At 68.1% G+C, this 15,317-nt stretch carries 16 protein-coding genes; 6 read left to right on the top strand and 10 right to left on the bottom strand.

Annotated elements, in window-relative coordinates; genetic code table 11:
• Nucleotides 1-4: 4 nt before the first annotated feature.
• From rodA to ACM0M4_RS05230, 6 genes are read right to left on the bottom strand one after another with little or no spacing between them, the layout of a single operon-like run.
• Complete coding sequence (gene rodA, locus ACM0M4_RS05255) at nt 5-1,108, bottom strand: rod shape-determining protein RodA (RefSeq protein WP_003114090.1); 1,104 nt, start codon at nt 1,106-1,108, stop codon at nt 5-7.
• Between the two features lie 31 nt (nt 1,109-1,139).
• Nucleotides 1,140-3,080, bottom strand: a complete 1,941-nt coding sequence (gene mrdA, locus ACM0M4_RS05250) for a penicillin-binding protein 2 (RefSeq protein ID WP_003093191.1) — start codon at nt 3,078-3,080, stop codon at nt 1,140-1,142.
• Between the two features lie 12 nt (nt 3,081-3,092).
• Nucleotides 3,093-3,560 carry a 23S rRNA (pseudouridine(1915)-N(3))-methyltransferase RlmH gene (gene rlmH / locus ACM0M4_RS05245; RefSeq protein WP_003093193.1) on the bottom strand — a complete coding sequence of 156 codons (468 nt, stop codon included), beginning with the start codon at nt 3,558-3,560 and terminating at the stop codon, nt 3,093-3,095.
• A gap of 7 nt (nt 3,561-3,567) precedes the next feature.
• On the bottom strand, nt 3,568-3,924 hold the full coding sequence (gene rsfS, locus ACM0M4_RS05240; protein WP_003100305.1) for a ribosome silencing factor: 357 nt from the start codon (nt 3,922-3,924) through the stop codon (nt 3,568-3,570).
• Between the two features lie 22 nt (nt 3,925-3,946).
• Nucleotides 3,947-4,591, bottom strand: coding sequence for a nicotinate-nucleotide adenylyltransferase (gene nadD, locus ACM0M4_RS05235; RefSeq protein ID WP_019681175.1), 645 nt, complete (start codon nt 4,589-4,591; stop codon nt 3,947-3,949).
• Nucleotides 4,591-5,856 (bottom strand): glutamate-5-semialdehyde dehydrogenase, encoded by a 1,266-nt coding sequence (locus tag ACM0M4_RS05230; protein WP_003100303.1) that lies wholly within the window; start codon nt 5,854-5,856, stop codon nt 4,591-4,593. The genes nadD and ACM0M4_RS05230 overlap by 1 nt, the downstream gene beginning before the upstream one ends.
• A gap of 297 nt (nt 5,857-6,153) precedes the next feature.
• Between ACM0M4_RS05230 and ACM0M4_RS05225 the strand changes: the two genes are divergently transcribed.
• Nucleotides 6,154-7,377 carry an alpha/beta fold hydrolase gene (locus tag ACM0M4_RS05225; protein WP_023115083.1) on the top strand — a complete coding sequence of 408 codons (1,224 nt, stop codon included), beginning with the start codon at nt 6,154-6,156 and terminating at the stop codon, nt 7,375-7,377.
• Nucleotides 7,378-7,384: 7 nt separating this feature from the next.
• On the opposite strand, the gene ACM0M4_RS05220 is transcribed toward ACM0M4_RS05225, so the two are convergent.
• Entirely contained in the window at nt 7,385-8,242 is an 858-nt protein-coding gene (locus ACM0M4_RS05220; protein WP_003093206.1) for a class I SAM-dependent methyltransferase, read from the bottom strand.
• Nucleotides 8,243-8,305: 63 nt separating this feature from the next.
• Here ACM0M4_RS05220 and ACM0M4_RS05215 point away from each other — a divergent pair, with 63 nt between their 5' ends.
• Together ACM0M4_RS05215 and ACM0M4_RS05210 are read left to right on the top strand one after the other, a co-directional pair.
• Nucleotides 8,306-9,025: a DNA-3-methyladenine glycosylase gene (locus ACM0M4_RS05215; protein ID WP_003100299.1), complete on the top strand. Its 720-nt coding sequence runs from the start codon at nt 8,306-8,308 to the stop codon at nt 9,023-9,025.
• On the top strand, nt 9,022-10,335 hold the full coding sequence (locus ACM0M4_RS05210) for a bifunctional DedA family/phosphatase PAP2 family protein (protein ID WP_003159335.1): 1,314 nt from the start codon (nt 9,022-9,024) through the stop codon (nt 10,333-10,335). Before ACM0M4_RS05215 ends, ACM0M4_RS05210 begins: the two co-directional genes overlap by 4 nt.
• 10 nt (nt 10,336-10,345) lie before the next feature.
• Here the strand turns inward: ACM0M4_RS05210 and ACM0M4_RS05205 are convergent, their stop codons facing one another.
• The 3 genes from ACM0M4_RS05205 to ACM0M4_RS05195 are packed head-to-tail and all read right to left on the bottom strand — an operon-like array spanning nt 10,346 to nt 12,031.
• Nucleotides 10,346-10,939, bottom strand: coding sequence for an LON peptidase substrate-binding domain-containing protein (locus ACM0M4_RS05205; RefSeq protein WP_003093212.1), 594 nt, complete (start codon nt 10,937-10,939; stop codon nt 10,346-10,348).
• Nucleotides 10,940-10,958: 19 nt separating this feature from the next.
• On the bottom strand, nt 10,959-11,669 hold the full coding sequence (locus ACM0M4_RS05200; RefSeq protein WP_003093214.1) for an LrgB family protein: 711 nt from the start codon (nt 11,667-11,669) through the stop codon (nt 10,959-10,961).
• Nucleotides 11,669-12,031 carry a CidA/LrgA family protein gene (locus ACM0M4_RS05195; protein ID WP_003100294.1) on the bottom strand — a complete coding sequence of 121 codons (363 nt, stop codon included), beginning with the start codon at nt 12,029-12,031 and terminating at the stop codon, nt 11,669-11,671. Before ACM0M4_RS05195 ends, ACM0M4_RS05200 begins: the two co-directional genes overlap by 1 nt.
• Before the next feature lie 193 nt (nt 12,032-12,224).
• Here ACM0M4_RS05195 and ACM0M4_RS05190 point away from each other — a divergent pair, with 193 nt between their 5' ends.
• From ACM0M4_RS05190 to ACM0M4_RS05180, 3 genes are all read left to right on the top strand, one after another.
• Nucleotides 12,225-12,680, top strand: a complete 456-nt coding sequence (locus ACM0M4_RS05190) for a MaoC family dehydratase (RefSeq protein WP_003093220.1) — start codon at nt 12,225-12,227, stop codon at nt 12,678-12,680.
• A gap of 190 nt (nt 12,681-12,870) precedes the next feature.
• On the top strand, nt 12,871-14,610 hold the full coding sequence (locus tag ACM0M4_RS05185; RefSeq protein ID WP_054375827.1) for a C13 family peptidase: 1,740 nt from the start codon (nt 12,871-12,873) through the stop codon (nt 14,608-14,610).
• 46 nt (nt 14,611-14,656) lie between these two features.
• Nucleotides 14,657-15,298 (top strand): oxidoreductase, encoded by a 642-nt coding sequence (locus ACM0M4_RS05180; RefSeq protein ID WP_003100290.1) that lies wholly within the window; start codon nt 14,657-14,659, stop codon nt 15,296-15,298.
• Nucleotides 15,299-15,317: the final 19 nt, after the last annotated feature.

Below are 15,317 nucleotides of genomic sequence, written 5' to 3'. Positions count from 1 at the left end.
GGTCTCAAACCTGGGCGATCCACTTCCGATGGGTATGGATCGACATCAGAACCCCGAACCCTGACAACAGGGTAACCAGCGAAGTTCCGCCATAACTAATGAAAGGCAGCGGTACCCCCACCACCGGCAACAACCCGCTCACCATACCGATATTCACGAAGACATAAACGAAAAACGTCATGGTGATGCCACCGGCCAGCAGTTTGCCGTAGAGCGTCTGCGCCTGGGCGGTGATCACCAGGCCACGACTGATCAGCAGCAGGTAGAGCACCAGCAGCAGGCAGACGCCGACCAGGCCGAACTCCTCGCCGAGGACCGCAATGATAAAGTCGGTGTGGCTTTCCGGCAAAAAATCCAGGTGCGACTGGGTGCCCAGCAGCCAGCCCTTGCCGAATACCCCGCCGGAACCGATGGCCGCCTTAGACTGGATGATGTTCCAGCCGGTGCCCAGCGGGTCGCTTTCCGGGTCGAGGAAGGTCAGCACCCGCTGTTTCTGGTAGTCGTGCATGATGAAGAACCACATCGCCACGGCGATCGGCACCGCCGCCGACACCGCGCCGACGATCCAGCGCCAGCGCAGGCCGCCGACGAACAGCACGAAGCCGCCGGAAGCGAGGATCAGCATGGCGGTGCCGAGGTCGGGTTGTTTCAGGATCAGCACGAACGGGGTGATGATGATCGCCAGGCTGATCACCATGTGCTTGAGCCCCGGCGGCAGGTTGCGCTTGGACAGGTACCAGGCCACCGTCATCGGCATCAGCAGCTTCATGAACTCCGAGGGCTGGAAGCGGATCACCCCGGGGATGTTGATCCAGCGCGTCGCCCCCTTGGCGTCGTGGCCGATCACGTCGACCACCACCAGCAGCGCGACCCCCACCAGGTAGCCCAGCGGCACCCAGCGGGCCATGAAGCGCGGCTCGATCTGGGCGATGACCACCATCATGCCCAGTCCCAGGCCGAACGAGGTGGCCTGCTTCATCAGCATGTCCCAGCTCTTGCCGCTCGCCGAATAGAGGACGAACAGGCCGGTGGCGCCGAGGATCAGCAACAGCAGCAGGAGAATCCCGTCGATGTGCAGGCGCTGCAACAGGCTGGCGCGCCGGCGCATCACGTCTTCGTTGGACAGGGTGCGGTCGAAGTTACTGTTCAAGGGCGGGCGCCTCCGGCTCGGCTGCCGTGGGTTCGGGCTTGGCCACCGCCGCCGCGAGCGGCGCGACGGGTTCCGCGTATTCGGCCTTGAGCTTGCCGTGCTCGTCGAGCAGCCAGGCGTCCATCACCTGCTTGACCACCGGGGCGGCGACGCCGGAGCCGGACTCGCCGTTCTCCACCATCACCGCCACCGCGATCTGCGGGTTGTTGGCCGGCGCGAAGCCGACGAACAGGGCGTGGTCGCGGTGCCGCTCGAGCAGCTTGGAGCGGTCGTAGCGCTCGTTCTGCTTGATCGCCACCACCTGGGCGGTACCGCTCTTGCCGGCGATCAGGTAGGCCGAGGTGGCGCCGACCTTGCGCGCCGTGCCGCGGGCGCCATGCACCACCTGCTGCATGCCGTAGTCGACGCGGTCCCAGTTGGCCGGGTCGCGCAGCACGATGTCGGGCATCGGGTCGGGGTCGACCGGCGGCTGGCCGTCGATGGTCTTGGCCAGGTGCGGGCGGATCCAGTGGCCCTTGTTGGCCAGCAGCGCGGTCATCTGCGCCAGTTGGATCGGCGTCGCCTGCATGTAGCCCTGGCCGATGCCGAGGATCAGGGTCTCGCCCGGGTACCAGACCTGGCGGCGGGTCTTGCGCTTCCATTCGCGCGAGGGCATCAGCCCGTCGGCTTCGCCGAACATGTCCAGGGCGACTTTCTGGCCGAAGCCGAAGCGGCTCATGAAGGCGTGCAGGCGGTCGATCCCCAGCTTGTGCGCGAGGTCGTAGAAATAGGTGTCGTTGGACCGGTAGATCGCCGACTCCAGGCTCACCCAGCCATCGCCGTAGCGGTTCCAGTTACGGTACTTGTGGTCGTAGTTGGGCAACTGGTAGTAGCCGGGGTCGAAGACCCGCGAGGTCGGCGTGACCACCCCGGCGTCGAGGCCGGCCAGCGCCACCGCCGGCTTCACCGTCGAGCCCGGCGGATAGAGCCCGCGCAGGACGCGGTTGTACAGCGGCCGGTCGATGGAGTCACGCAGCTCGGCATAGGCCTTGAAGCTGATGCCGGTGACGAACAGGTTGGGGTCGTAGCTCGGCTGGCTGACCATCGCCAGCACGTCGCCGGTGGACGGCTGGATCGCCACGATGGCGCCCCGCCGCCCGGCCAGGGCGTTCTCGGCGGCCTCCTGCAGGCGGCTGTCGATGCTCAGGACGATGTCCTTGCCGGGAATCGGGTCGGTGCGCTTGAGCACCCGCAGCACCCGCCCGCGGGCGTTGGTCTCGACTTCCTCGTAGCCAACCGTGCCGTGCAACTCGCTCTCGTAGAAGCGCTCGATGCCGGTCTTGCCGATATGGTGGGTGCCGCTGTAGTTGATCGGGTCGAGGTTCTTCAGTTCCTGCTCGTTGATCCGCCCGACGTACCCGACCGAATGGGCGAAGTGCTCCTTCAGCGGGTAGTGGCGGACGAACTGGGTCGCCACGTCGACGCCCGGCAGGCGGAACTGGTTCACCGCGATGCGGGCGATCTGTTCCTCGTTGAGTTCGAACATGATGGGAACCGGCTCGAACGGACGCCGCCCCTGCTTCATGCGCTTCTCGAAGATGGCCCGGTCGTCCTCGGTCAGGCCGAGGATCTCCACCAGCGTGTCGAGGGTCTTCTGCAGGTCCTCGGTGCGTTCGCGGGTGATGGTCAGGCTGAAGCTCGGCCGGTTGTCGGCGATGATCACGCCGTTGCGGTCGAAGATGATCCCGCGGGTCGGCGGGATCGGCTGCACATGGACCCGGTTGTTCTCCGACAGCGTCGAATGGTACTCGTACTGGGTCACCTGCAGGTGGTACATGCGCGCCACCAGCACCAGGGTCAGCAAGACCACCGCCACCGCCCCGACGATGACGCGCCGACGCACCAGGCGGGCGTCTTTCTCGTGGTCTTTCAGGTGGATCGGCTGCGGCATCGGGACTGGGGACTATTTGTGGTAGGGGTGCCCGGACAATACGGTCCAGGCCCGGTAGATCTGCTCGCCGACCAGGATCCGCACCAACGGGTGCGGCAGCGTCAACGGCGATAGCGACCAGCGCTGCTCGCTGCGCGCGCAGACCTCCGGCGCCAGCCCTTCCGGGCCGCCGACCATGAGATTCACGGTGCGTGCGTCGAGACGCCAGCGATCCAGTTCGCGAGCCAGTTGCTCGGTGCTCCAGGGCCGACCTTCGACCTCCAGGGTCACCACCCGTTCCCCCGGCTGGACGCGCGCCAGCATGGCCTCGCCTTCCTGACGGATCAGGCGCGCCACGTCGGCGTTCTTGCCGCGGGTGTTGAGCGGGATCTCCACCAGTTCGAGGGACAGCTCGGCCGGCAGGCGCTTGACGTATTCCTGCCAGCCTTCCTCGACCCAGCGAGGCATGCGCGAGCCAACCGCGATCAGGCGCAACCGCATGCCGGCGTCACTCTTCCGGCTGGTGCTGGGCGCGGCTCTGCTCGGCGCCCTGCCACAGGCGCTCCAGGTCGTAGAACTGGCGGGTCGCCGGGAGCATCACGTGGACCACCACGTCGCCCAGGTCGAGCAGCGCCCATTCGCCGGACTCCAGGCCTTCGCTGCCCAGGGGCTTGACGCCGTTTTCCTTGGCCTTGGTCAGGACGTTGTCGGCCAGCGACTTGACCTGGCGGCTGGAACTGCCGCAGGCGATCACCATGTAGTCGGTGACGCTGGTCTTGTCCCGCACATCGAGGGTCACGATGTCCTGGGCCTTGAGGTCTTCCAGGGCATCGATGGCCACTTGGACGAGTTGTTCGGTTTGCATTGAGTCGGTCTCTGTTTCTTTATCAGTGTGGCGCACGATACAGGTGGTGCGCCTCGATGTAGTTCAATACCGCGTCCGGCACCAGGAAACGCACGGAGCGCCCGGCACCCAGCAGCGCGCGGATCTGGGTGGCGGACACCGCCAGCGGCGTCTGCCAGACGAAGGTGATCTGTCCGCCCGGCCCTTTCAGGGCCTGCGGGTCGGCCACGCTCCGCGCCGCCAGCAGGTCGCGCAGCGACTCCGGCGGCTCGCTGTCGGCATCCGGACGCTGCAACACGACGATGTGGCAGTGATCCAGCAACGCCTCCCAGCGGTGCCACGTCGGCAAGCCGCAGAAGGCATCCCAGCCGATCAGCATGAACAACTGGTCGTCGGGCGCCAGTTCCGCCCGCACCGACTCCAGGGTGTCGATGGTGTAGGACGGCTTGTCGCGCTGCAGTTCGCGGGGATCGACCGTCAATCGCTCGACTCCCGCCACCGCCCGCTCGACCATCGCCAACCGCTGCGCGGCCGACACCTGCGGGGTTTCCCGGTGCGGCGGCCGCGCATTGGGCAGCAGGCGCAGTTCGTCGAGGGCGAACTGCTCGGCCATTTCCACGGCGCTGCGCATATGTCCGATATGCACGGGGTCGAAAGTGCCGCCGAACAGGCCGATACGTTTGCCCATCAGGTGCGCACGTGACCGTCGCCGAAGACGACGTACTTCTCGCTGGTCAGGCCTTCCAGGCCGACCGGGCCGCGGGCGTGCAGCTTGTCGGTGGAAATCCCGATCTCGGCGCCGAGGCCGTACTCGAAGCCGTCGGCGAAGCGGGTCGAGGCGTTGACCATCACCGAAGCGGAATCCACTTCGGCGAGGAAACGCCGCGCATCGCTGAAGTTCTCGGTAATGATCGCGTCGGTGTGCTGCGAGCCGTAGGTGTTGATGTGCTCGATCGCCGCGTCCAGCCCGTCGACGATGCGGATCGACAGGATCGGCGCGTTGTACTCGGTACGCCAGTCCTCCTCGGTAGCCTCCAGCACGTCTGCGCCGAGCAGCGCGCGGGTCGCGGCGTCGCCGCGCAGTTCCACGCCCTTCTCGCGGTAGATCGTGGCCAGGGGCGGCAGCGCCCGCTCGGCGATACCGGCATGCACCAGCAGCGTCTCCATGGTGTTGCACGGCGCGTAGCGCTGGGTCTTGGCGTTGTCGGCGACGCGAATCGCCTTGTCCAGGTCGGCGGCGACATCGATGTAGACGTGGCAGATGCCGTCCAGGTGCTTGATCACCGGCACCTTGGCCTCGCGGCTGATGCGCTCGATCAGGCCCTTGCCGCCGCGCGGGACGATCACGTCGACGTATTCGGGCATGCTGATCAGCGCGCCGACCGCGGCGCGGTCGGTGGTTTCCACCACCTGCACGGCGGCGGCCGGCAGGCCGGCCTCGGCCAGGCCCTGCTGGATGCAGCGGGCGATCGCCTGGTTGGAGTGGATCGCCTCGGAGCCGCCGCGCAGGATGGTCGCGTTGCCGGACTTCAGGCACAGGCTGGCGGCGTCGATGGTCACGTTCGGCCGCGATTCGTAGATGATCCCGACCACGCCCAGCGGCACGCGCATCTTGCCGATCTGGATGCCCGAGGGCACATAGCGCATGTCGCGGATCTCGCCGATCGGGTCGGGCAGCGTGGCGACCTGGCGCAGGCCCTCGATCATGTCGTCGATGCGCGCCGGGGTCAGCGCCAGGCGGTCCAGCATCGCTGGCTCCAGGCCATTGGCGCGGCCGGCGGCGAGGTCCTGCTCGTTGGCGTGGGACAACTCCGCGCGGGCGGCGTCCAGCGCATCGGCCGCGGCCAGCAGGGCGCGGTTCTTCTGCGCGGTGGCGGCGCGCGCGAGCAACCGCGAGGCGGCGCGGGCATCGCGGCCAAGGCGGCTCATATAGTCGAGGACGGACTCGGTCATGGTCTCGGCATCTGGCGTCAGGGAAATTCGCGATTATAGCGAGCCAGCCCCGGCGCGCCCAGCCGCAACAGCCGGTCGGTAGACAGTGCGTTCCGCGGCCCCCGGCGGTAACGCGGCGGCCCCGCTGCGCCTGGGCCTGTGCGCGAGACGGTGACACCCGGGCGCAGGCGCCGGCCGAAGGATAGGTAAACAAAATTGCTACCTCTGTTTACCTTCGAAGCGAGCCTGGCCGCTGCCACCCACCGGCACCCGCTCGGCAGAACAACAATAACGACGCACACACCGCGGGGCCTCGCCATGCGCTACCGTACCGACTACAGCGCGCAGTCGCTGAGCAGCGAACCGGATATCCTCCTTCTCGACGGCTGGCAACTGCGCTACCAGGCCTTCGCCGCCCGTGCCGACGACCCGTGCCCGCCGGTGCTCCTGCTGGGCGGCGCCTTCCAGAGCTTCCGCTCGTTCGCCGGCGAGGTCAGCGAACTGCTCGCCGAGCACCCGGTGATCCTGCTCGACCTGCCGAGCCAGGGCGGCAACCTGCAACTGGCGGCGGAACTGAGCCTGGAAGACCTCGCCGACCTGATCGCGGCCTTCGCCGAACGGCTCGGCCTGCCGCCGTTGATGCCCATCGGCCTGTCCTACGGCTCGGCCCTGGCCGCGCTGTTCGCCGCCCGCCATCCGCGCCGCTGCGCGCGCCTGCTACTGGCCGGCATCACCGCATTCGGCCGCCCCGGTGCGCGGCTGCTGCTGGAAGAAGCCCTGGCCCGGCTCGACGAGGGCGACCAGAGCGCCTTCGCCCACGGCGTACTGACCGGCCTGATCAACCCGCTACAGCTGGAACGTACCGGCGTCTCCCCGGTATTTCGCAAGGCCATGCTGCGCCAGTTGCAACGCCTGACCGCGGCGGAGATCGAACGCTACCGGCAGAATAGCCGGCGCCTGCTGGCCTTCGGCGGCTTCGAGCGGCACCCGACCTGCCCGACCCTGGTGCTCGCCGGCGAGTACGACCATTTCACCCAGCCCTGGGAACATGCGGTGTTCGCCCATGCCTGCGGGAACGCCGAGTTCGCCCTGATCCACGACGCCGACCATCTTGCCCAGTTCGAACGACGCGAGGCCTGCGCCCGGCTCTACGGCCCGTTCCTGCGCGGCGAGGCACTGCCGGAGCGCGCCGAGGGCAGCACGCGGATCCCGCGCACGCGCCTGCTCGGCCTGGAGCGACGCTTCGAGGTCCGACATCGGCCAGCCCAGGGGCACGCTCGGCTGGAACATCCGCAGTTCGGCGTCTATGCGGCGGAACTGATGGAACTCGGCTATTTCGGCGGGCGGCTGCACGCCGAGCTGCCCGAATCCCGCCCGCAACGCGGCTGGCGGTTGTGCTGCGACGGCCTGGCGGACTTGGACATCCTGCCCCTGCGCTCGACCGCCGGCGGCTTCGCCTTCATCTTCCCGCACTCCGATCCGGCGGCCAGCGCCGGACTGGCCGACCTCCTCGCCGCCTGGGAGCGAGCGGAGGTCGCCTGAGAGGCGGCTATGCCGTGCGGCTTTCGATCACCCGCACCAGGCTCGGCAGGCGTCCCTGCGGCAAGCCCAGGGCGGCGCCTTCGCGCTGCGGGTCGAGCACCAGGGTGGAGGCGAAGCCGCAGCGGGCGAAGGCCGCCTCGATTTCCGCGGCATTGCGGTAATGCAACGGATAGCTTCCCCGCGTCAGCCGCCCGATGATCCCCACTCCCCAGCGGATCTGCCGGTAGCGCGGGTGCTCGCGGAGATCGGGATAGAGGTCGGTCAGGTAGGTGCCCTGGGGGAAGCGTTTAAGTTCGGTCGCCAGGCGACTCCAGAAGGCCTCGATCACCGGGCGCTGGAAATAGTTCACCAGCCCCTCGGTGATCACCACCAGCGGGCGCTCGCGATCGAGCCCGGCGAACAGCGCGGCAAGGCTGCGCTCGCCGTCCTCGGCGAGGATATCCACAGCCGCCACCGCGTGCTCCGGGCCCAGCCACCCCTGCTCGCGGAGCAACGCCGCCTTGCGCGCGGCCATCGGCGGCAGGTCGGCCTCCAGGTAGCGCAACTGTGGATAGCGTTGCCGGAAGCGTCGCCCACGCGGCGAGAGCCCGCAGGCCATTTCCACCACCTGGACCACTCCCTCGCGTTCGACGGCCTGGGTCAGGCGCGCGTCGATCATGAGGTGTCTTTGTAACAGGAAATCCTCGATGTTCAGTCCGAAACCGAGCTGCGCGCCCCAGTTGATCGGCGCGACGAAGCCGTGTACCCAGCGGCCGAAGACGGTGGCGAAGGCCGGTTCGGCGAGTCGATGGCGGAACCAGACGTACCCGGTGTAATGGGCGCTGGGCGTGATGTGGGCACTGTCGACACGCTCTCGTTCAACCATGATTCAGGCTCTTGTTGTTATCATTCGCCAGCCTATGACTGCCATGGTCCCAGCGACAATCCCATGTCCCGCGATCCCATCCTTAGTTTGCCCTGGCCCGACGCCCGGCCGCTCCCCGACACCTTCTTCGACCGCGATGCGTTGCTGGTCGCCCGCGAGTTGCTGGGCAAGGTGATCCGCCATCGCCAGGGCAATCTCTGGCTGGCGGCGCGAATCATCGAGACCGAGGCCTACTACCTGGAGGAGAAAGGCAGCCATGCCTCGCTCGGCTACACCGAGAAGCGCAAGGCACTGTTCCTCGACGGCGGGCACATCTATATGTATTACGCGCGCGGCGGCGACTCGCTGAACTTCAGCGCCGGCGGGCCGGGCAATGCGGTGCTGATCAAGTCCGGCCATCCCTGGCTGGATCGCATCAGCGACCACACGGCGCTGGAGCGGATGCAGAGCCTGAACCCGGACAGCCAGGGCCGGCCCCGCGAGATCGGCCGCCTGTGCGCCGGCCAGACCCTGCTGTGCAAGGCCATGGGGCTGAAGGTGCCGGAGTGGGACGCACAGCGCTTCGACCCGCAGCGACTGTTCGTCGACGATGTCGGCGAGCGCCCCAGCCAGGTGATCCAGGCCGCTCGGCTGGGCATTCCGAAGGGGCGCGACGAACACCTGCCGTACCGTTTCGTCGATGCCACCTTCGCCGCCTTCTGCACCCGCAACCCACTGCGCCGCGGCCAGGTCGCCGGGCGCGACTATCATCTACTCGGACATCAGGACCCGCACCTGCAATGAGTCTCGACAGCTTCAACGCCTGGATGGCCGCCAACCCCGAGTGGCTGGGGCTGGCCATCTTCCTCATCGCCTTCCTCGAATGCGCGGCCATCGTCGGTATCGTCCTCCCCGGCGTGGTGCTGCTGTTCGGCGTCGCGGTGATCGCCGGCAGCGGCGCCCTCGGCCTCGGCGAAACCCTGCTGCTGGCCTACGCCGGCGGGGTGCTGGGCGACCTCAGCTCGTACTGGATCGGCCGCCGCTTCCACCAGAACATCCGCCGCCTGCCCGGCCTGCGCAGCCATCCGCAGTGGATCACCGCCGCCGAGGTGTACTTCGAACGCTACGGTATCGCCAGCCTGCTGGTCGGCCGCTTCATCGGCGCCCTGCGACCGATGCTGCCGATGGTCGCCGGCATGCTCGACATGCCGTTCGGCCGTTTTCTCGGCGTTTCGCTGATCGCCGCCGCCGGCTGGGCGGTCGCCTACCTGTTGCCCGGCTGGGCCACCGGCGCAGCCCTGCGCCTGCCGTTGCCGGAAGGCTTCTGGAGCGAAGCCGGGATCGTCGCGGCCTGCCTGGCGGTGCTGGTCGGCGTGGTAGTCCAGGCCAGCCTGCGGCGCAAACGCTGGGCAACCGCTGTGGCGGCCGCGCTGAGCCTGGTCCTGCTGCTGGCGATGACCGTCGCCTGGCCGTACCTCCAGGACCTCGACCAGGGCCTGATGACGCTGGTCCAGGAGCATCGCAACGCCGACCTGAACCCGGTGATGGTGGTGGTCACCCGGCTCGGCGATTTCCGCACCCAGTTCATCGCCGGCGCGCTGCTCGGCGGTATCCTCCTGCTGACCCGGCAATGGCGTCCGGCCATCTTCGCCATCGGCACCCTGGTGGGTACCGCGCTGGCCAACCAGACCCTGAAGACCCTGTTCGCCCGCGCCCGCCCGGAAGTGCTGGCCGAACCGCTGAGCAGCTTCAGCTTCCCCAGCGGACACAGCTCGGCGTCCTTCGCCTTCTTCCTCACCCTGGGCGTCCTCGCCAGCCGCCAGCAACCGCCGCGCTGGCGCCTGACCTGGGTACTGCTGGCGGTGATCCCGTCGCTGAGCATCGCCCTGTCGCGGGTCTACCTTGGCGTGCACTGGCCGTCGGACATCGTCGCCGGCGCCCTGCTCGCCACTACGGTCTGCGCCGCCAGCCTGTGGCTGAACCAGCGCCGCGAGTCGCTGCCGGCGCTGCCGCAACGGGTCTGGTGGCTGCTGTTGCCGGTCTGCGTGGCGACCCTGGCGATCGCCGCCGGCTGGGCCCTGCCGGAAGCCATTGCGCGCTACCGGCCGCTGTGAGGGTTGGCGCTCAGTCGATACCCAACTCGCCCTGCAGGTGCTCCAGCAGCACCTGGATCCGCGCCAGTTGCATCTGCGCGTCGGGCAGGGCGAGCAGTTCGAGCTTGCGTTCGGTATCGAACGGCAGCAGGTAGGCCAACTGGTTGGCCAGGTCCTGCTGGCCGCCGGGCTCGCCGCCCATCTCCAGCGCGGCCACCATCGGATGCTCGGCCAGCACGCTGAGCAACGCGGCGAGATCGTTGTGTTCGTAGGTCAGGGGTTGCTCCGGCAGGTCTTCGAACCACTCGATCTCGCCGACGCTGAGCTGGTCGGCCTGGACCTCCACCGACAGCACCTGGAAACGCCGTCCGCCCTCCACGCGGATGCCCAGCAGGCCGTTCGGGCGCTGCTGCCAGTCGCGGACCGAGGCCTCACAGCCGACCATCGCCAGGCGGCTCGGCGCTTCGCCGACCTCCCGCCCTTCGCCGATGGTCACCACGCCGAAACCGGTGCCCTGCTTCATGCAGCGGCTGATCATGTCCAGGTAGCGCGCCTCGAAGATCTGCAGGTCCAGGCGGCAACCGGGGAACAGCACGGCGTTGAGGGGAAACAACGGCAACTTCATCGCGACTCCTCGGGCATCGTCAGGCAACCAGCGCTACCGCCAACGGTAGCAGCACTGCGGTGGCAACGCCCATCAGGCTCATCGCCAGGGCGGCGAAGGCACCACACTCCTCGCCTTCCTGCAAGGCCCGCGAAGTGCCCACCGCGTGGGCCGTCATGCCCAGCGCCATGCCCTGCGCGGCGGGGTGCCGGACGCCGATGGCGCGCAGCAGCTCCGGCCCGAGGATCGCCCCGAGCACCCCGGTGATCAGTACGAACACGGCGGCCAGCGCCGCCACGCCGCCGATCTGGCTGGCCACCAGCATGGCGATCGGCGAGGTCACCGACTTCGGCGCCATGCTCATCAGCATCCGCGGCTCGGCACCGAACAGCCAGCCGAATGCGATGCCCAGCACCGTCGCCAGCGTACCGGCGACCACCAGGGTCAGCAGGGTCGGCCAGAACAATTGGCGGATACGCCGCAGGTTGAGGAACAGCGGCACCGCCAGGGCCACCGTGGCGGGGCCGAGGAGAATGGTCAGGACCTTGGCGCTGGCACTGTATTCGTCGTAGTCGATGCCGCAAAGCAGCAGCACGCCGATCACCACCAGCATCGATACCAGCACCGGCTGCAGGAACACCCAGCGGGTCCGTTCATAGGCGGCCAGGGCCAACTGGTAGGCGCCCAGGGTCACGCCGACGCCGAACAGCGGATGGTGGATCACCGCCTCGAGGGCGGCCTGCCAGGCCATCAGGACTCCTCCCGGCGACGTTGCTGGCGATCGATGAGCTTCTGCATCATCCAGCCGGCGAACAGGAACGACAGCACCAGCGACAGTACCAGCGCGCCGACGATGGCCCAGAAGTCAGCGGCGATCTCCCGCGCATAGGCCATCACCCCGACCGCCGCCGGCACCAGCAGCAGCGGCAGGTAGCGCAGCAACGAGCCGGCCGCCTCGTTGACCGGCTTGCCGACCTCGCCACGCGCCAGGAAATAACCGAACAGCAGCACCAGGCCGATGATCGGACCGGGCAGCATGGGCAACAACAGAACGTTCAGACCTGTGCCGAGCAACTGGAACAGCACCAGCCAGGTCAGACCACGAAGCAACATGGGCACCTCCAGCAAGGGCCGACCATTATGCCCAGCCCGCCGGGACATTGGCACGCTCCTCGCCTATCCATCAGTCGCAGTCGCGGCACCGCATGACGCGATATTCGCCAGGCCGATGGTTTCTTGACCCGGTCGCCAACGCGTGCTGATCTTCCTGCACCATGAGAACAACAGCCATCCTCCCGGAGGACTTATGCCATTCGTACCCGTAGCAGCGCTCAAGGACTATGTCGGCAAGGATCTCGGCCATTCCGAATGGCTCACCATCGACCAGGAGCGGGTCGACCAGTTCGCCGAATGCACCGGCGACCACCAGTTCATCCACGTCGATCCGGAGAAGGCGGCGAAGACGCCCTTCGGCGGCACCATCGCCCACGGTTTCCTGTCCCTGTCGCTGATCCCGAAGCTGATGGAAGGCCTGCTGGTGCTTCCCGAAGGACTGAAGATGGCGGTCAACTACGGCCTCGATACGGTGCGCTTCATCCAGCCGGTGCGGGTCGGCTCGCGGGTCCGCCTGGGCCTGACCCTGCTCGACGTCAACGAGAAGAATCCCGGCCAGTGGCTGATCAAGGCGCGCGCCACCCTGGAGATCGAAGGCCAGGAGAAACCCGCCTACATCGCCGAGACCCTCAGCCTCTGCTTCGTCTGAGCCCGCCCCAGCGAGCGCTGCCGTTCGCTTGACGGCCAGGCGCCTTCGCGCCCCTCTCCCCCCTTCCAAAAGCCCCCGCTCGCGGGGGCGCTCTGGGCCGGCAGGGAAATACCCTACTGCCAGGCAACGATTTTTCCGCCACACTGTCTCCCCTCCACCCTCGGACCGAACCACTCATCGGGAACGCCGCATGCTTCGCCCCGCCAGGTCTCTCTCGCTCTGCTCCGCCCTGGTCATCCTGCTCGCCGCCTGTGGCGAGGGCGAACCGCTGCTCCCGGCCGATGCGCGCCTGCCTGACGGCGCGCGCTATCGCGGCGAGCTGGTGGACGGGCGCCTGGAAGGCCAGGGCCGGCTGGACTACGACAACGGCGCCTGGTACGCCGGCCGCTTCGAGCATGGCCTGCTGCACGGCCATGGCACCTGGCAGGGCGCCGACGGCAGCCGCTACAGCGGTGGCTTCGCGGCCGGCCTGTTCGACGGTCAGGGACGCCTGGCGATGGCCGATGGCAGCGTCTACCAGGGCGGTTTCCGCCAGGGCCTGTTCGATGGCGAAGGCAGCCTGGAACAACAGGGCACTCGCTACCGCGGCGGTTTCCGCAAGGGCCTGTACAGCGGCCAGGGCACGCTGGACGGCAGCGATGGCAGCCGCTACCAGGGCAGCTTCCGCCAGGGCCGCCTGGAAGGCGAAGGCAGCTTCAGCGACAGCCAGGGCAACCAGTACGCCGGTACCTTCCGCGACGGGCAACTGAACGGCAAGGGGCGCTGGAGCGGGCCCGATGGCGACCGCTACGTCGGCCAGTTCAAGGACAACCAGTTCCATGGCCAGGGGCGCTACGAAAGCGCCAGCGGCGATGTCTGGATCGGCCGCTTCAGCGAAGGCGCGCTGAACGGCCCCGGCGAGCTTCTCGGCGCCGACGGCAGCCGCTACCGCGGCGGTTTCCAGCTCTGGCGCTTCCATGGCCAGGGCCTGCTCGAACAACTGGACGGCACCCGCTACGAAGGCGGCTTCGCCGCCGGCGCCTATGCCGGCCAAGGCACCCTGGACCGCGCCGACGGCAGCCGTGAGCAGGGACTCTGGGCCGACGGCAAGCGCATCCGCGACGCCGCCGGCAAGGCCCTGCCCGACACTCTGGAAATCGGCCTGTTGGCCCAGGGTCGCCTGCTCGACGAAGAACTGCGCAAGATCCCGGCCTCGACGCCGGCCAGCGAACTCTATGCCCTGAGCCTGGGCGGCGATGGCCGCCAGGGCGTGTTCCTGCGCGAGGCCGATTACGCCGGCGACCTGCTTGGCCAGCGTTTCGCCGCTCGTGGCGTGATTCGCCTGGTCAACCACCGCGACCACTTCGGCGACCGCCCGCTGGCTACCCGGGAAAGCCTGTCCCGCGCCGTGCGCACCCTGGCCGAACGCAGCGGGCCGGAAGACCTGGTCTTCATCTACCTGACCAGCCACGGCTCCAGCGACCACCAGTTGGCCCTGGACATGCCCGGCCTGAACCTCGGCGACCTGCCGGCCGCGGAACTGGCCGAACTGCTCGCGCCGCTGCGCCAGCGCGACAAGGTGCTGGTGGTATCGGCCTGCTACAGCGGGGGCTTCATCCCGCCGCTGAAAGACGAACGTACCCTGATCCTGACCGCCGCGCGTGCCGACCGGGTCTCGTTCGGCTGTTCCGACGACGCCGACTTCACCTATTTCGGCCGCGCCTTGCTGGCCAATGCGCTGAACCGCACCGACGATCTGTCCAAAGCGTTCGAACTGGCGAAAGAGGAAGTGCGTCAAAGGGAGAAGGAGGAAGGTTTCGAAGCTTCGGAACCGCAAGCCTGGTTACCGGAACGCGTGCTCGCGCACTGGCGGACGCTGCGGGGGCAGCAAGCCGAGCGCGCGCTCGCGTTCCGGGAAGGAAAAACCGGCGAGGGCGCGGCGGGCAAATAGATACGCCGCGCACTACGCTCATTGGTGTGGAAGGGGAGAAACACACATGCACTCGACGCCCAAGCGCGTTCTGCTCGCCGGCGCGACCGGTCTTACCGGCGAGCACCTGTTGGATCGGATATTGAGCGAGCCAACCCTGGCCAAGGTCATCGCCCCTGCCCGCAAGGCGCTGGCCGAGCATCCGCGGCTGGACAACCCGGTCGGCCCGCTGGCCGAGCTGCTGCCGCAACTCGACGGCAGCATCGATACCGCCTTCTGCTGCCTCGGCACCACGATCAAGGAAGCCGGCTCGGAGGAGGCCTTCCGCGCGGTCGATTTCGACCTGCCGCTGGCGGTGGGCAAGCGCGCGCTGGAGATGGGCGCCCGGCATTACCTGGTGGTCAGCGCCCTGGGCGCCGACGCCAAGTCGTCGATCTTCTACAACCGGGTCAAGGGCGAACTGGAGCAGGCCCTGCAGGAACAGGGCTGGCCACAACTGACCATCGCCCGGCCATCGCTGCTGTTCGGCCCGCGCGAGGAATTCCGCCTGGCCGAGATCCTCGCTGCGCCGATCGCCCGCATCCTTCCCGGCAAGTACCACGGCATCGAGGCCTGCGACCTGGCCCGCGCGCTCTGGCGCCTGGCGCTGGAGGAAGGCAAGGGCGTGCGCTTCGTCGAGTCCGACGAACTGCGCAAGCTGGGGAAATGAGCCTGGGGCGGGTCCCGCC

It is taken from the genome of Pseudomonas sp. 18-147 (genome assembly GCF_051048045.1).
GTDB classification, from domain to species: Bacteria; Pseudomonadota; Gammaproteobacteria; order Pseudomonadales; family Pseudomonadaceae; genus Pseudomonas; species Pseudomonas aeruginosa.
This window is presented reverse-complemented; position numbering and strand designations above follow the sequence as displayed.

What these genes read in the sequence shown, in the direction of transcription:
- ACM0M4_RS05205 (WP_003093212.1), bottom strand. Translation starts at nt 10,939, where the DNA reads ATGAAGTTGCCGTTGTTTCCCCTCAACGCCGTGCTGTTCCCCGGTTGC.
- nadD (WP_019681175.1), bottom strand. Translation starts at nt 4,591, where the DNA reads ATGGGCAAACGTATCGGCCTGTTCGGCGGCACTTTCGACCCCGTGCAT.
- rsfS (WP_003100305.1), bottom strand. Translation starts at nt 3,924, where the DNA reads ATGCAAACCGAACAACTCGTCCAAGTGGCCATCGATGCCCTGGAAGAC.
- ACM0M4_RS05200 (WP_003093214.1), bottom strand. Translation starts at nt 11,669, where the DNA reads ATGGCCTGGCAGGCCGCCCTCGAGGCGGTGATCCACCATCCGCTGTTC.
- ACM0M4_RS05220 (WP_003093206.1), bottom strand. Translation starts at nt 8,242, where the DNA reads ATGGTTGAACGAGAGCGTGTCGACAGTGCCCACATCACGCCCAGCGCC.
- mrdA (WP_003093191.1), bottom strand. Translation starts at nt 3,080, where the DNA reads ATGCCGCAGCCGATCCACCTGAAAGACCACGAGAAAGACGCCCGCCTG.
- ACM0M4_RS05215 (WP_003100299.1), top strand. Translation starts at nt 8,306, where the DNA reads ATGTCCCGCGATCCCATCCTTAGTTTGCCCTGGCCCGACGCCCGGCCG.
- rodA (WP_003114090.1), bottom strand. Translation starts at nt 1,108, where the DNA reads ATGCGCCGGCGCGCCAGCCTGTTGCAGCGCCTGCACATCGACGGGATT.
- ACM0M4_RS05225 (WP_023115083.1), top strand. Translation starts at nt 6,154, where the DNA reads ATGCGCTACCGTACCGACTACAGCGCGCAGTCGCTGAGCAGCGAACCG.
- ACM0M4_RS05230 (WP_003100303.1), bottom strand. Translation starts at nt 5,856, where the DNA reads ATGACCGAGTCCGTCCTCGACTATATGAGCCGCCTTGGCCGCGATGCC.
- ACM0M4_RS05180 (WP_003100290.1), top strand. Translation starts at nt 14,657, where the DNA reads ATGCACTCGACGCCCAAGCGCGTTCTGCTCGCCGGCGCGACCGGTCTT.
- ACM0M4_RS05190 (WP_003093220.1), top strand. Translation starts at nt 12,225, where the DNA reads ATGCCATTCGTACCCGTAGCAGCGCTCAAGGACTATGTCGGCAAGGAT.
- ACM0M4_RS05210 (WP_003159335.1), top strand. Translation starts at nt 9,022, where the DNA reads ATGAGTCTCGACAGCTTCAACGCCTGGATGGCCGCCAACCCCGAGTGG.
- rlmH (WP_003093193.1), bottom strand. Translation starts at nt 3,560, where the DNA reads ATGCGGTTGCGCCTGATCGCGGTTGGCTCGCGCATGCCTCGCTGGGTC.
- ACM0M4_RS05195 (WP_003100294.1), bottom strand. Translation starts at nt 12,031, where the DNA reads ATGTTGCTTCGTGGTCTGACCTGGCTGGTGCTGTTCCAGTTGCTCGGC.
- ACM0M4_RS05185 (WP_054375827.1), top strand. Translation starts at nt 12,871, where the DNA reads ATGCTTCGCCCCGCCAGGTCTCTCTCGCTCTGCTCCGCCCTGGTCATC.